The 13,095-nt window shown below is 69.1% G+C and carries 13 protein-coding genes; 6 read left to right on the plus strand and 7 right to left on the minus strand.

Annotated elements, in window-relative coordinates; translation table 11 throughout:
* Window positions 1-98 precede the first annotated feature (98 nt).
* Window positions 99-512 carry a cupin domain-containing protein gene (locus ABT313_RS42700; protein ID WP_350866492.1) on the plus strand — a complete coding sequence of 138 codons (414 nt, stop codon included), beginning with the start codon at window positions 99-101 and terminating at the stop codon, window positions 510-512.
* On the opposite strand, the gene ABT313_RS42705 is transcribed toward ABT313_RS42700, so the two are convergent.
* From ABT313_RS42705 to ABT313_RS42715, 3 genes are all read right to left on the minus strand, one after another.
* On the minus strand, window positions 509-2,293 hold the full coding sequence (locus ABT313_RS42705) for an ABC transporter ATP-binding protein (RefSeq protein ID WP_350866494.1): 1,785 nt from the start codon (window positions 2,291-2,293) through the stop codon (window positions 509-511). The genes ABT313_RS42700 and ABT313_RS42705 overlap by 4 nt on opposite strands.
* The gene (locus ABT313_RS42710; RefSeq protein ID WP_350866496.1) at window positions 2,286-4,037 is read right to left on the minus strand and encodes an ABC transporter ATP-binding protein; all 1,752 of its coding nucleotides are present in this window, start codon (window positions 4,035-4,037) and stop codon (window positions 2,286-2,288) included. The genes ABT313_RS42705 and ABT313_RS42710 overlap by 8 nt, the downstream gene beginning before the upstream one ends.
* A 147-nt stretch (window positions 4,038-4,184) precedes the next feature.
* On the minus strand, window positions 4,185-5,237 hold the full coding sequence (locus ABT313_RS42715) for a M4 family metallopeptidase (protein ID WP_350866498.1): 1,053 nt from the start codon (window positions 5,235-5,237) through the stop codon (window positions 4,185-4,187).
* Between the two features lie 135 nt (window positions 5,238-5,372).
* Here ABT313_RS42715 and ABT313_RS42720 point away from each other — a divergent pair, with 135 nt between their 5' ends.
* Genes ABT313_RS42720 through ABT313_RS42730 form a run of 3 tightly spaced genes read left to right on the plus strand, consistent with a single transcriptional unit; the run spans window position 5,373 to window position 8,980 of the window.
* Entirely contained in the window at window positions 5,373-7,946 is a 2,574-nt protein-coding gene (locus tag ABT313_RS42720) for a winged helix-turn-helix domain-containing protein (RefSeq protein WP_350866500.1), read from the plus strand.
* Between the two features lie 54 nt (window positions 7,947-8,000).
* On the plus strand, window positions 8,001-8,258 hold the full coding sequence (locus ABT313_RS42725) for a DUF8691 family protein (protein WP_350866502.1): 258 nt from the start codon (window positions 8,001-8,003) through the stop codon (window positions 8,256-8,258).
* Window positions 8,255-8,980 carry a DUF4386 domain-containing protein gene (locus tag ABT313_RS42730; RefSeq protein WP_350866504.1) on the plus strand — a complete coding sequence of 242 codons (726 nt, stop codon included), beginning with the start codon at window positions 8,255-8,257 and terminating at the stop codon, window positions 8,978-8,980. Before ABT313_RS42725 ends, ABT313_RS42730 begins: the two co-directional genes overlap by 4 nt.
* Here the strand turns inward: ABT313_RS42730 and ABT313_RS42735 are convergent.
* Window positions 8,970-9,428 (minus strand): nuclear transport factor 2 family protein, encoded by a 459-nt coding sequence (locus ABT313_RS42735; protein ID WP_350866505.1) that lies wholly within the window; start codon window positions 9,426-9,428, stop codon window positions 8,970-8,972. The genes ABT313_RS42730 and ABT313_RS42735 overlap by 11 nt on opposite strands.
* A 54-nt stretch (window positions 9,429-9,482) precedes the next feature.
* On the opposite strand from ABT313_RS42735, the gene ABT313_RS42740 reads away from it, so the two are divergent.
* A complete protein-coding gene (locus ABT313_RS42740; RefSeq protein WP_350866507.1) occupies window positions 9,483-9,992 on the plus strand; it encodes a winged helix-turn-helix transcriptional regulator in 510 nt (169 codons plus the stop codon).
* Here ABT313_RS42740 and ABT313_RS42745 read toward each other — a convergent pair.
* The 3 genes from ABT313_RS42745 to ABT313_RS42755 form a co-directional block, all read right to left on the minus strand.
* Window positions 9,969-10,373 carry a hypothetical protein gene (locus tag ABT313_RS42745; RefSeq protein ID WP_350866508.1) on the minus strand — a complete coding sequence of 135 codons (405 nt, stop codon included), beginning with the start codon at window positions 10,371-10,373 and terminating at the stop codon, window positions 9,969-9,971. The genes ABT313_RS42740 and ABT313_RS42745 overlap by 24 nt on opposite strands.
* 19 nt (window positions 10,374-10,392) lie before the next feature.
* On the minus strand, window positions 10,393-10,749 hold the full coding sequence (locus ABT313_RS42750) for a VOC family protein (RefSeq protein ID WP_350866509.1): 357 nt from the start codon (window positions 10,747-10,749) through the stop codon (window positions 10,393-10,395).
* 66 nt (window positions 10,750-10,815) lie between these two features.
* Window positions 10,816-12,012 carry an ROK family transcriptional regulator gene (locus ABT313_RS42755; RefSeq protein WP_350866510.1) on the minus strand — a complete coding sequence of 399 codons (1,197 nt, stop codon included), beginning with the start codon at window positions 12,010-12,012 and terminating at the stop codon, window positions 10,816-10,818.
* A gap of 119 nt (window positions 12,013-12,131) precedes the next feature.
* On the opposite strand from ABT313_RS42755, the gene ABT313_RS42760 reads away from it, so the two are divergent.
* Window positions 12,132-13,067, plus strand: coding sequence for an ROK family protein (locus ABT313_RS42760; protein ID WP_350866512.1), 936 nt, complete (start codon window positions 12,132-12,134; stop codon window positions 13,065-13,067).
* Window positions 13,068-13,095: the final 28 nt, after the last annotated feature.

Genomic DNA, 13,095 nt, shown 5'->3' on the forward strand with positions numbered 1-13,095 from the left:
TAAGACAGCCCAGCCCCTCTCCCTGTGACCGTCACACAGCGGAGCGCTGCCCTGTCTTGGGAGGAGAGACCTGAATACCGACTGGAAGGTGAGTTTTGATGACCGACACGACCGAACAGCGATCCGGTACCTGGCAGAACGCTTTCACGATGCTGCAGGAGGTCGAGCCGCCGTTCGTACCGGACGGGTTCCACGCGATGACGCTGGTGATCGACTACCCGGCCGGCGACCCCGGTGCGCCGCCGCATCGCCACTCCGGGCCCGCGTTCGGGTACGTCGTCGAAGGCGAGATGTTGTTCGAGCTCGAGGGCGAGGCGCCGCGGGTGATCAAGGCAGGTGAGGCGTTCTGGGAGCCGGGTGGCGACGTGATCCACTACCACGACGGCAACAACCGGTCCGACATCCCGCTGAAGTTCACCGTGACGATGCTGTGTGCGCCGGGCGGCCAGATGGTCACGCTGGTCGATGCGGACGAGCTGGCCGAGCGGGCCGATCGGCGGGTGCGGGCCTAGCGGTAGGCGCGGGCCTGGAGTTCGAAGAGTTCGGCGTACCGGCCGCCGGCTGCGAGCAGGTCGGGGTGAGTGCCGAACTCTTCGACCCGGCCGTTGTGCATGACGACGATCAGGTCGGCCATCCGGACGGTCGAGAAGCGGTGTGAGACCAGGACTGTGATCCCGCCGGTCTCGGCCGCGGCGACCTTCGCGGCATCGGCGTACTGCTCGTAGAGCCGGTGCTCGGCCTCGGGGTCGAGGGCTGCCGTCGGCTCGTCGAGCAGTAACAGCAGCGGACGTTCGCGCATGAACGCGCGGGCCAGCGCGAGCCGCTGCCACTGCCCGCCGGACAGCTCGACGCCGTCGGTGAACTTCTTGCCCAGCTGGCTGTCCAGCCCGTGCGGCAAACCGGCGATCACCGACTCCGCATCACCGCGCACGATCGCGGTGTGTACGGCGGCCTCGTCGCCGGCCCGCGCCACGTCGCCGATCGCGACGACCTCGCGTGCGGTCAGCTCGAACTTCACGAAGTCCTGGAACCCGGCCGACAGTTGCGACCGCCACTCGTCCGGCTGGATCGTCGCGAGGTCCACGCCGTCGACCAGAATGCTTCCGGTCGTCGGGTCGTACATCCGCGCGAGCAGCTTGACCAGGGTCGTCTTGCCGGCGCCGTTCTCCCCCACCAACGCAACCGCCGCACCGGCCGGCAGCGTGAGGCTGATGCCGCTGAGGACCGCGGATTCCGAACCAGGGTAGGAGAATCCGACGTCCCGCAGCTCGATCCCCGAGGTGAGTCGCTCCGGCGCCGGAGTCTCACTCGAGCGCCAAGAGTTCTGCTTGGCATACTCGCGGAGCCAGTCGTACCGGCTGAAGCTGCGCACGACTTCACCGACCCAGTAGACGTTCTGCGCGATACCGCCGGTCATCTGGTCGACCTGCGGCGCGAGCAGCAGCACGAGCACGACGTCGCCCGCGGTGGCCTGCCCGTTCCGTGCGCGGGCGACCACCCAGACGATCGCCGCGGCATACGTGAGACCGAACACGAGCCGCACCGAGCTGTCGACCTTGCCGCCCCAGCGGGCCGCCGCCACCCGGCGCGCGAACCGCTCGGTCTGCAACGCGAAGATCCTGTCCAGCAAGACCTTCCCGAGCCCGAACACCCGCAGCTCGAGACCTGTCCGCGGGTCCTTCGCGACCTCGATCAGCCGGTCGACCAGACGCTCCTGCGGCAGCGAATCCTCCCAGGCCTTCTGCTGCCGCGTGCTGCTCAGGTACGCCGACCAGATGCGCGCGCAACCGAGCAACGGCAGAACGAGCAGGACCGGATGCACCGACCCGAGCAGCGTGAGCACGGTCGCGGTGTTCGTCACCGTGGCGAACGCCCACAACAGGACCTCGGCGCCCACGCCCATCCGCCACGCACGCTCACGCACCAGCTCCAACCGGTCCGCGACGTCCGGCCGCTCGTGGTGCGACAACCCGGGAATCCCGGTCGTCACGTCCAGCAGGTCCGCGTGCACGCGACCGGCCATCCGCTCCTGCGCGGTGTCCTGCAACGGCCAGCCCAGCCCGTCTGCGACGAAGGAGACCGCGAGACCGCCGACGATGATCCCGATGCCCAGCGCGATCGTGCTCGAGTCGTCCGACGCGATCCCGTCGACGAGCCGGCTCACGCCGTACGTCTGGGCCGGTGCGGTGATGGCGCGGGCGGCGACGAGGACGGCCGAGATCGTCATCAGCCCGGGCGCCGCGCGGAACGACGTACTCAGCCAGAGCCAGAGGATGCGGAACGTCTTAGGCATCGACGGCCTCCGGTCCGGTCACGTAGCGCTCTGCCTGCAGGCGGAACATCGTCGCGTACTCCCCGTCGGCGGCGAGCAGCTCCTCGTGCGTGCCGTCCTCGACGATGCGACCGCCGGACAGCACACAGATCCGGTTGGCGTTGCGCACCACCGAGAACCGGTGCGAGATGATCAACGACGCAACGCCGGAGGTCAGCTCGAGATACCGCTCGACCAGCTCGGCCTCGGCTCGTACGTCGAGCGCGGCGGCCGGCTCGTCCAGCACCAGCACGCCCGCACCGGCATGGACGGCGAACAACGCCCGGGCCAGCGCGACCCGTTGCCACTCGCCGCCGGACAGGTCGACGCCGCCGTCGAACGTCTTGTCCAGCACGGTGTCCCAGCCTTTCGGCAGACCCCGCACGACCTCGTCGATCCCAGACTCACGGGCGACCCTGGCCAAGGTCAGCTCGTCCCCCGCACGCTCGACCGCGCCGAACACGACGTTGTCCGTGACCGACAGCGGGAACCGCAGGAAGTCCTGCACGATCGCCGCGACCCGGCGCTGCCAGGCGGTCAGATCGAGCTCCGCGAGATCGACGCCGTCGACCAGGATCCGCCCGCTCGTCGGCTTGTAGGCACCGCCGAGCAGCTTCACCAACGTGGACTTGCCTGCGCCGTTGATACCGACCAGCGCGAGCGCCTCGTGCGCATGCAGCGTGAGGTCGAGCCCTCGCAGTACGTCGACCTCTGCACCTGGGTAGCGGAAGCTGACGTTCTCGAAGCGGATCTCGCGGGCCGGCATCGTCTCGATCCGGTGCTTGGTGTCCGCGACCGGTTCCGGGTGCCGCTCGGCGATCGTCTGCGGCAGGTCCCGCATCGCGCGGTACGCCGAGAGCCCGCGGCGGACCTGGATGACGCCGTACCCGTTGTTGGCCTGGCCGATCGCAAGGATCGCGGGCAGGGTCGTCGCGACCTGGGTCAGCGGGAGCGAGCCGTTCAGCGCGGCGCGGCCGACGGCGACGATCGCGATGCCGTTCGCGATCAGGTGCACGCCGCCGATCAGGATCGAGAACTTCACGTTCTTGCGGCGGCGCGCCCAGACCGGGCGGTAGCCGGCCGTCCAGTCGCGGACATACCGCTGGACGAGCCAGTTGTGCAGGCCGAAGACGCGCAGTTCCTTCGGGGCGTCGCGCATGCCGAGGTTGAACAGGTAGCCGGCGCGGCGCTGCTCCTCGGTGTTGCCCCACCAGGTGTCGATCTCCCGCTCGACCAGGCGGCCGCCGTACCACTCGAGCACCAGCGTCATCGCGACCAGCATGGCCGCGACCCACCAGGCGAACATCGCGCCGACGATCACCGCGGACCCGATCAGCGTGATCCGGCTGGCCACCAGATAAGGCAGTTGGCTCATGCCCTGGGCAAGGTGGAATCCGCCCTTGCCCTTCGCCCGCTCCTGCACGTCCAGGACCTCGGCGTCCTCGAGGTGCTGCACGCGACGCGGGCGCAGCAGCGGCTCGGTGATGCCGGTGCCGATCGCGCGGACCAGGCCGGCATCCATCGTCAGTGAAGCGACCTGCCGCAAGGCCGGCATCAGGCTGTCGATGACGAAGACCGCCAGCAGACCGCCGAGCAGCCAGCTGAACTCGCCGAGCGGCATCGCACCGGGGCGTCCGTCGATCACACCCGGAACCGCCCCGACGACCGCGCCGGTCAGCAACGTGACCGCCATCCCCAGCAACGAGCCGAGGACGACCAGACCCATCGTCAGAAGGGTGCTTCCAGGTGCAACACGAACGCCGTAGCGAAACAGAGTCAGCACCCGACCGACCGTAACCGGCCCCACCGACAAAAGCATCCGGGTTTCGGACCACGCCGCAATCGGACCAGCCGGACCCGCAATCGGAGGCGGTCAGAGGATGCCGCGGTCCGCGAACGCCTTCTGGACGACGGCCGCCCGCGATACGCCGTACAGCGATCGCGCGGTCGCGACCGTCTGCTGGGCCGCCGCCGCGAAGCTCGTGCCCGGCGCGAACCCGAACTGCGCGTCGATGATGATCCGGTCAGCCACCGTCGGGCCGAGGGCCGTCCGGATCTGGAACAGCGCCTGGGACCAGATCTCGCCGTCGGCGTGCACCTCGCCGATCACGTCCTGCGGGTAGTGCTTGCCGGCATCGAGGCGGCGCAGGCAGTGTGTCGGGCCCGACGTGTACGAGACCGAGTCCCAGTCGGCCACGCACACCAGCGGTGCCTGCACCGGCACGCCGTACTGCTTGGCGACCCAGTCGCCGACGGTCACCGCGAAGTAGTCGCCGAACGCCTCACCGATCGAGCCGGCCTCCAACGTCGTCCCGAAGCCGGCGACCTGTGCGTCGTGCACGGCGTGGCCGGTCTCGTGCACGATCACCTCGCCGTCCTCGGCGTCGTCCACACCGCCCTTGCCCAGGGTGATGGTGTCGTGGTCGTCCCGTGAGAACGAGTTGTCCAGGCCGTACTGATCCACCTTGTAGTCCTGGCTTTCGGCGTTCACCGGCGGCAGATCCCGCCCGAAGCCGAGCGATTGCAGGTACTTCTGTGCCTGCGTCCCCCAGAAGTAGGCCATCACCTGCTCGAACTGGTCGTCGTGCCGGTTGTAGAAGTACGTGCCGTCGGTCGTGTACGCCGGAGTGCCGGTGGCGCTGCGGACATTCGCCCACGTGCCGCGCAGGTACCCCGAGCCGTCCAGGTCGGTCAACGTCACCTCGTAGTAGTCGCCCCGCGGGACGGCGGTCGCGGAGTCCTTCTGGTCCGTGAGCGTTTCGTCACCGCTCGACTGCACCGGGTTGGGGATGAAGACCAGCGCCTTCGCGGTGCCGGTACCCGTCGGCGGCTTCGCGTCGGCGGCGGGCGCTGCCACCCCGGCAACCAGCGTCAGCACGGCTGCCGACGTCAAGGCAACACTCGAACTCCAGGTCTTCGAGGACATGGCCCGCTCCGGATCGACTCGCAGGGACGTTGCTCCCACACGGTAAAGCGCGCTCCGCGGCCGGGGAAGATGTCGTCGCCCGCAGGCAATCGCGGGCCTATTCTCGTCCCACCGCGTCGTAGCGGAGGGGGTGTGATGACCGGGCTGCTTGTCGAGACCAAGTTGTATCGGCCGCGGAGTCGTGAGGGGCTGGTGCAGCGGCCGCGGCTCGACGAACGCCTGCTGCGCAAGGACGGCACCGCGCTCACGCTGGTGTCTGCTCCGGCCGGCTTCGGCAAGACCACACTCGTCTCGGCGTGGGCTGCCGACGACGCGGCCTGGGTCTCGTTGGAGGAGAGTGACCGGGACCCGATCACCTTCTGGACGTACGTTCTGACCGCGCTGGATCGAGCTGCGCCGGGTATCGCCGATGACGCGCTGGCGTTGCTCCGGTCCGGTTCGGCACCGATCGAGACCGTGCTCGGCGGCGTACTCAACGAGCTCAGTGTTCTGCCCGGGGAGATCGACCTCGTGCTCGACGACTATCACCTCGCCGACGGCCTGGAGATCTCCCGGGGCATGACCTATCTGCTCGATCATCTCCCGCCGCAACTCCACCTGCTCATCAGCACCAGGGCCGACCCCGCGCTCCCGCTGGCCCGGCTGCGCACTCGGGGCGAGCTCGTCGAAGTACGCGCTGCCGATCTGCGCTTCACGCTCGACGAGGTGCGCAGTTACTTCACCGGGACAGGGCTCGACGCCGACGCGATCGCGACGCTCGAGGAGCGCACCGAAGGCTGGATCGCCGCGCTCGGACTGGCGGCGTTGTCGTTGCGCGACCGCAGCGACGCGAGTGGATTCATCGACGACTTCGCCGGCGACGACCGGTACGTCGTGGACTATCTCGTCGACGAGGTCCTCGACCGTCAGCCGGAGCAGGTACGCCGGTTCCTGCTCGAGACGAGTGTGGTCGACCGGTTGACCGGCCCGTTGTGCGATGCGGTCACCGGGCAGCCGGGCGGGCGGGCGATGCTCGAATCGCTCGAGCGGCAGAACCTGTTCGTCGTACCGCTGGACGATCGTCGGCAGTGGTACCGCTATCACCACCTCTTCGCCGACGTACTGCGGGCGCGTCTCCTGGCCGAGCGCAGCGACGTCGCGGACCTGCACCGACGCGCCGCCCAGTGGTACGACGATGCCGGCGACACTGTCGCAGCCGTCCATCACGCAGTCGCGGCCGGAGACATCGACCACGCCGCGGACCTGGTCGAGCTCGCCGTCCCCGGACTCAGACGCGAACGGCACGAGGCGACGATCCGGCGCTGGCTCGACGACATCCCCGACGACGTCGTACGACGGAGGCCGGTGCTCGCGATCGGATTCGTCGGGGCGCTGATGGCCGGCAACGAGTTCGCCGGAATCGAGCAACGGCTCCAGGACATCGAGCGGCAGCTCGCCGGCGACGATTTCGTGGTAATTGACCGCGACGAACTCGAACGCCTGCCGAGTGCGATCGAGACCTACCGGGCCGCCCTCGATCTCGTCGCCGGCGATCCGGCCGGCACCATCGAGCATGCCGCGGTCGCGATCCGGCTCGCCCTCCCCGGCGACGACCTCACCCTGTCGGCCGCTTCAGCTCTGTCGGCTCTGGCCTCCTGGGCCGGTGGAGACATCGAGTCCGCCCACCGCGGGTACGCCGCCGCGGCCGCAGGACTGGAACGCGCGGGCCACCTCGCCGACGTCCTCGGCTGCTCGATCACACTGGCCGACCTCGAGATCACCCAAGGCCGGCTCCGCCAGGCGGAGGCAACACTCGAACGCGCGCTGGACCTCGCCGGCCCCGGTATGCGCGGCACCTCCGACATGTACGTCGGCCTGAGCCGGATCGCCTGGGAACGCAACGAGCTCGACGCGGCCACGGAGTACCTGCGCCGCGCCGAGGAACTGGGCGCGGCCGCCGACCTCCCGCAGAACCCGTACCGCTGGCGACTCGCGATGGCCCGCATCCGCGAGGCCGAAGGCGATCTCGACAGCGCGCTCGAGCTCCTCGACGCGGCCATCAAGGTGTACGTCGGCGACTTCTCCCCCAACGTCCGCCCGCTCGCGGCCGTCCGGGCACGGGTGCTGATCGCGCGCGGAGAGCTGGTTGCGGCACAGGAGTGGGCGGACAGCGTGCCCGCCGAGTTGTCGTATCTGCATGAGTACGAGCACGTGACGTTGGCTCGCCTCCTGATGGCTCAGCGTGGCGACGCCCTGCCGCTGCTCGACAAGCTACGGTCTGCCGCGGAAGCCGGCGGCCGGACGGGCAGCTTGATCGAGATTCTCGTCCTGCAGGCCGTCGCCGGGCGTGATCCAGCTTCTCTGGACCGAGCACTGACTCTCGCCGAGCCGGAAGGGTACGTCCAGATGTTCGTCGCCGAGGGCGCACCGCTGATCACGATGCTGCAGCGGCGACCGCGGTCGCCGTACCAGCGAATGCTCCTCGAAGCGGCCGGCCGCCCCGCACGCGTGAGTGCTCCGCAACCGTTGCTCGATCCGCTCAGTGACCGCGAGCTCGACGTACTGCGGTTGCTCACCAGCGAACTCGACGGTCCGTCGATCGCACGGCAGCTCGTGGTGTCGCTCAACACCGTGCGGACGCACACCAAGCACATCTACACCAAGCTCGGCGTGAACAACCGCCGCTCGGCGATCCGGCGGGCCCATCAGCTCGGTCTCCTCACCCGCTGAACATCACCACATGATGTGATGCGCGGTCACCAGGCCCGCTCCTACTTTGCAGGCATGAACCACGAACCAGCCTGGTACGAGATCCGCCTCGAGGGGCGCATCGATCCGCGGTGGGCCGCGTGGTTCGACGGTATGACGCTCAGCACCCACGCCGACGGCACCACCGTCATCCACGGCCAGGTGGCCGACCAAGCAGCCCTGCACGGGCTGCTCCAGCGACTCCGCGATCTCGGTCTGCCGTTGCTCTCGGTCGACCGGGTCGAGACCGATCAAGCACAAAGGAAGCAAAGGAAGCAAAGGAAACTGTCATGACTATCACCGCACCTGCACCCAGCACCGCCGTCGGCACCGCCGATCCGGACCGCGGCCACGCCCGTGCCGCCGGGATCTTCTACCTGGTGACGTTCGCCGCCTCGATCCCCGCGCTGCTCCTGATCGGGCCCGTCCTGAACGACCACAACTACATCCTCGGCGCCGGGCCGGACACCCGCGTGCTGTGGGGATGCCTGCTCGACTTCGTCAACGCCGTCGCCGGCATCGGCAGCGCGGTCGCCCTGTTCCCGGTGATGAAGCGGTACAAGGAGTCCCTGGCCCTCGGCTTCGTCACCTCACGGACGCTCGAGGCCGCCGTGATCATGATCGGCGTCGTCAGTCTCCTCGCCGTCGTCACGCTGCGACAGGATCTCGCCGGGGCTCAGGGCACCGACACCGGGGCACTTGCCACCGTCGGGCAGGCGCTGGTCGACGTCCGCGACTGGACCTTCCTCTTCGGTCCCGGAACCATGCCCGCGATCAGCGCGATCCTGCTCGGCACCTTGATGTACCGCTCCCGCCGGGTCCCGCGGTTCATGCCGGTCATGGGCCTCATCGGCGCACCGCTGCTGCTCACCGCCAACATCCTGACGCTGCTCGGCCACAACACCCAGCTGTCCGCGTTCTCGGCGATCGCCACCCTTCCGATCGCTGCCTGGGAGCTGTCGATCGGTATCTACATGACCTTCAAGGGCCTCAAGCCGGCGGCCGTCAACCAGTGATCTGCGCGGCGTGCGCCTCGGCGTACCCCGCAGCGGCCAGCCGGTCGAGGGTCCGCTCCAGTACGGCGGTGTCCTCGAGCGTCCGTACCTCGGTGATCTTCCCCCACCGGATCCGCAGGAACTGATGAACCACATTCTCGTACGCCGAACCGTCCACGACGCCCACGTGGACGGTGACCGCTGTCGCGACCCGGGTGTTCCACGGCCAGCCGTTGACCAGCACGTCTCGCACCTCGAAGCGCGTGTCCGGCAGCAGCCGGAAGCACCGCTCCCACCAGCTCCGCAGCGCGTCGTGGGTACGCCGCTCGCCGCCGAGCGCGTGATCCCCGTAGAAGCGGTACGTGAACGACGGCGCCATCCCCGCCACCATCGCCTCCCAGTTGCCCGCGCTGATCTGCGCGAACGCGTTCCGCACCTGCCGGCCCACGATCCAGTGGTAAATGCCCATGCCGCCACCGTAGAGCGAGTGAGTTCAATGACGCAACTGACTACACTCGGGTCCATGCGGAACACCAGCTTCGCCTCGATGCACTGCTCGCTCGCCCAGTCCCTGGAGCTGATCGGCGACTGGTGGACACCGCTCGTCCTGCGCGATCTGTACCTCGGCCTGGACCGCTTCGACCAGTTCGTCACCGACCTGGGCATCTCCCGCAACCTGCTGACCGATCGGCTCACGACGCTCGTCGACGGCGGCCTGGTACGACGTACGCCGTACCAGCAGAACCCGGTCCGGTACAGCTACGAGCTGACCGAGGCGGGGCGGGAGCTCGTGCCGATCCTGATCGCGCTGACCGCGTGGGGCGACCGGTGGGCGACTCCCCCGGCCGGCCAGCCGCTTCGGTTCACGCATACGACCTGCGGCAAGGTGACGACGGCAACGGTTTGCTGCTCGGAGTGCGGCGAGACGCTGGAGATGGACGACGTCAGGCCGTCGCCCGGACCGGGCGGGCGGACAGCGCCCGGTACGGCGTTGATCGAGAGCGTGCTGTCAGGACTCGAGCCGAAGGCGTAGCAGTTCGGCGAGCGGCAGCGACTCACCGTCGCGGGCGCCCTGGCCGACGATCAGCGGCGGATCGGACGGCACGACCTGGACTCCGGCGACCCGGGCCGTCAGGCTCGCGGGCACGCCGAGGATGTAGAAGTTGCCCTCGACATCCACTGCCAGCGAACGGTTGCGGCGCAGGTACCACCCGGTGAGGTTGGTCCGGTAGCTCGTGTTCGTGCCGACGACCCGCGCACGCAGCGGCTCCGGCTCGACGCCGCGTTCCTTCAGCGTCGCGATGAAGTCGGTGAGGAGCTGACGAGCCTGCGCAGTCTCCGACGCCTTCCGGCGTTCGAGCGCAGCCGCATGCTCGACCGCCGCCTGCCGCCGTTCCTCGCGCCAACTCGTCACGCCCCAACCCTAGGCGACGTCAGGAGGTGCAGAGGCAGAACGGGTGCCCGGCCGGGTCGAGGAAGACGCGGAACGTCGTACCGGGCTGGTGCTCGGCCTTCGTCGCGCCGATCGCCAGCACCTCGGACTCGGCCTCGTCGAGGTCGCGAACCATGACGTCGAGATGCATCTGCTGCGGCTTCTCCTGCCCCGGCCACGCCGGCGCCGTGAAGTTCGCGACCTGCTGGAACGAGATGCAGTTGCTCCCGTCCTCGGGCTTGATGTCGGCCCAGTCGTCCCGGGCCTCCACCTTCCAGCCGAGCACCTCCCCGTAGAACTGGGCCAGCCGCGCAGCATCGGGACAATCCATCACGAAACTCGGATACATAGCGATCATGGCTCGAACCATACTGACCATTCCGGACGCTCTACGCCCGGAATGCGAACCCAACGATGGAGAAAGTCAGCCCTGCGTTCCGACCCGGCCGACGAGGGTTTGCCAGGAGCGGTCCAGGCCTGCGGCCAGGCAGCCGGCGACGACTGACTCGCGGCCGAGGACGCTGGCTTTTACCTCGGGTATTACCGGGGCGAGTTTGTGGAGTTGGTGGGAGACGGCTTCGAGGAAGCCGGGGGCTTGGCCGATGCCGCCGCCGAGCACGACGAGGTCGGGATCTACGACCGTAATCACCGTGCACACCGCCTTGGCGACCAGCAGGGCCTCCTCGGCGACGACGGCGGCCGCGACGGCGTCGCCGCGTGCGGCGGCTGCGAACACCTTCTCGGCTGTCGACGCACCGCGGACGCCGGCCCGGCGAGCCGCTCGTACGACGGCCGCGGCCGACGCCGATGCGTCGAAACCGCCGCGTTTACGGGCATCCCGTGGGTCACTACCGCTGCCTTCGGTGAACGGCAGGTACCCGATCTCCCCCGCCACCCCGTGGGATCCGTGCCGGAGCTTCCCGTCGAGAACGAGGCCCATACCGATACCGGTACCGACCGAAACGAAGGCGAAGCTGTCGACGTTCCGGCCGTGGCCGTGCACCCGCTCGGCGATCGCGGCGGCGTCGACGTCGTTCTCGATCATCATCGACGCACCGAACCGGTCGCGCAGCGCCGCCAGGGTCGCCGGTGAGTCCCACCCGGACAGCCGCCCGGTCAGGGTCAACGCATCGAGTCGAGGGTCGTAGACGCCGGGCGATCCGAGCACGGTCTGGGTCAGCTGCGTGACGTCGATACCGGATTCGGCAGCCAGCGTCGTGCTCAGGTCGGCGAGCTCCTGGATCCGGGCCATCGCGTCGCCGGCCTTGGTCCGGACGCTCAGCCGGGCCCGCACAGTACCGGCGAGATCCGAGATCGCCCCGCGCAGGAATTCCCGCCCGACATCCAGCCCGAGCACGTACCCCGCGTCCGGCCGCACCTCGTACAGGTTCGCCGCCGGTCCCGGTACGCCGGTGCGCTGGCCGGTCACGTGCACCAGCCCCGTCCGCTCCAGCGAGCCGAGCGCCGCCGACACGGTCGGTTTCGACAATCCGGTCAGACCGGCGAGCTCCGTCCGCGAGATCGGTCCGGATCGCCGGATGTGATCGAGCAGCACCTGTTCGTTGATCTCGCGGATCAGCTGCGGGCGTGCCGCGGACGCGCCTGGCGCAACAACCGTCACGTCGACCCCCTGCCTGCTAACAACTCGGCCACCAACTCGTAGTTAAGCCTTGTGGTCCGTTGGTTGTTAAGTTAGTTTCCTATCGATTCTATTGGTTGGCCCGAGGAGGTGCCACCCCCGTGGTTCCAACGCCGGTCGTCCTCGGACTCGACTTCGGCGGGACGAAGATCGCCCTGGCGGTCAGCGACCTGTCCGGACGCCGTCTGGGTACGCGGACCATCGACAGCCGCGCCGAAACGGGTGGCGCTGCTGAGGCCATGGCGCGCGGCCTGACTGCTGCCCGCGAACTGCTCGCCGAGGTCGCCCCCGGCCAGGAGCTCGCCGGCGTCGGCGCGGCCACCCTCGGCATCCCGTACGACGACCGCGTCGAGCTGGCTCCCACCTTCCCGGGCTGGGACGACCTCCCGTTCGGGCGGCTGGTGCGGGACGGCTTCCCCGGCGTACCCGTGCGGCTGGCAACCGATGTGAAGGCGGCCGCGGCGGCCGAGCTGCGCTGGGGCGCACTCGCCGGCTGCGACCCCGGGCTGTACGTCAATCTCGGCACCGGTCTCGCGATCGCGATCGTTGCCGGCGGCACCGTGATCACCGGCGCGCACGGCGCGTCCGGCGAGATCGGCTACAACCTGCGTTCGGCCGGCGACGTGTACGTCGCCACCGACGAGCGCACGATCCTGGAACACGTCGTCAGCGGTCAGGCGCTCGAGACCACCGGGTCCGCCCGGCTCGGGCAGCCGGTCACGGCCGCCGACGTCTTCACGATGGCGCGGACCCAGCCGGACGCCGCCGTCCTCACCGACGAGTTCGTCCGGGAACTGGCGATGCACCTCGCCAACCTGGCCATCGCGGTCGATCCGGTCCGGATCGTCGTCGGCGGCGGCCTGGTTCGTTCCTGGGACCAGATCGAAGCCGGCCTGCGTCGCGCCCTCGACGCCGCCGTCCCGTTCCCACCGGAGTTGTCGGTGGCCCGGTTTCCTTCGGACGCTCCGCTGATCGGGGCGCTCGCCCTTGGCGTCGAGGCAGCGGGAGTTGTCCTCGGTGCAGAAGCATTCGCATGAGCAGGATTACCAGTAGCGAAAGGCAGAG

The organism is Kribbella sp. NPDC000426, assembly GCF_040300265.1.
In the GTDB taxonomy this organism is placed as follows: domain Bacteria; phylum Actinomycetota; class Actinomycetes; order Propionibacteriales; family Kribbellaceae; genus Kribbella.

Coding starts and splice junctions, on each gene's coding strand:
- ABT313_RS42700 (WP_350866492.1), top strand. CDS start 99: ATGACCGACACGACCGAACAGCGATCCGGTACCTGGCAGAACGCTTTC.
- ABT313_RS42705 (WP_350866494.1), bottom strand. CDS start 2,293: ATGCCTAAGACGTTCCGCATCCTCTGGCTCTGGCTGAGTACGTCGTTC.
- ABT313_RS42710 (WP_350866496.1), bottom strand. CDS start 4,037: ATGGGTCTGGTCGTCCTCGGCTCGTTGCTGGGGATGGCGGTCACGTTG.
- ABT313_RS42715 (WP_350866498.1), bottom strand. CDS start 5,237: ATGTCCTCGAAGACCTGGAGTTCGAGTGTTGCCTTGACGTCGGCAGCC.
- ABT313_RS42720 (WP_350866500.1), top strand. CDS start 5,373: ATGACCGGGCTGCTTGTCGAGACCAAGTTGTATCGGCCGCGGAGTCGT.
- ABT313_RS42725 (WP_350866502.1), top strand. CDS start 8,001: ATGAACCACGAACCAGCCTGGTACGAGATCCGCCTCGAGGGGCGCATC.
- ABT313_RS42730 (WP_350866504.1), top strand. CDS start 8,255: ATGACTATCACCGCACCTGCACCCAGCACCGCCGTCGGCACCGCCGAT.
- ABT313_RS42735 (WP_350866505.1), bottom strand. CDS start 9,428: ATGGGCATTTACCACTGGATCGTGGGCCGGCAGGTGCGGAACGCGTTC.
- ABT313_RS42740 (WP_350866507.1), top strand. CDS start 9,483: ATGCGGAACACCAGCTTCGCCTCGATGCACTGCTCGCTCGCCCAGTCC.
- ABT313_RS42750 (WP_350866509.1), bottom strand. CDS start 10,749: ATGATCGCTATGTATCCGAGTTTCGTGATGGATTGTCCCGATGCTGCG.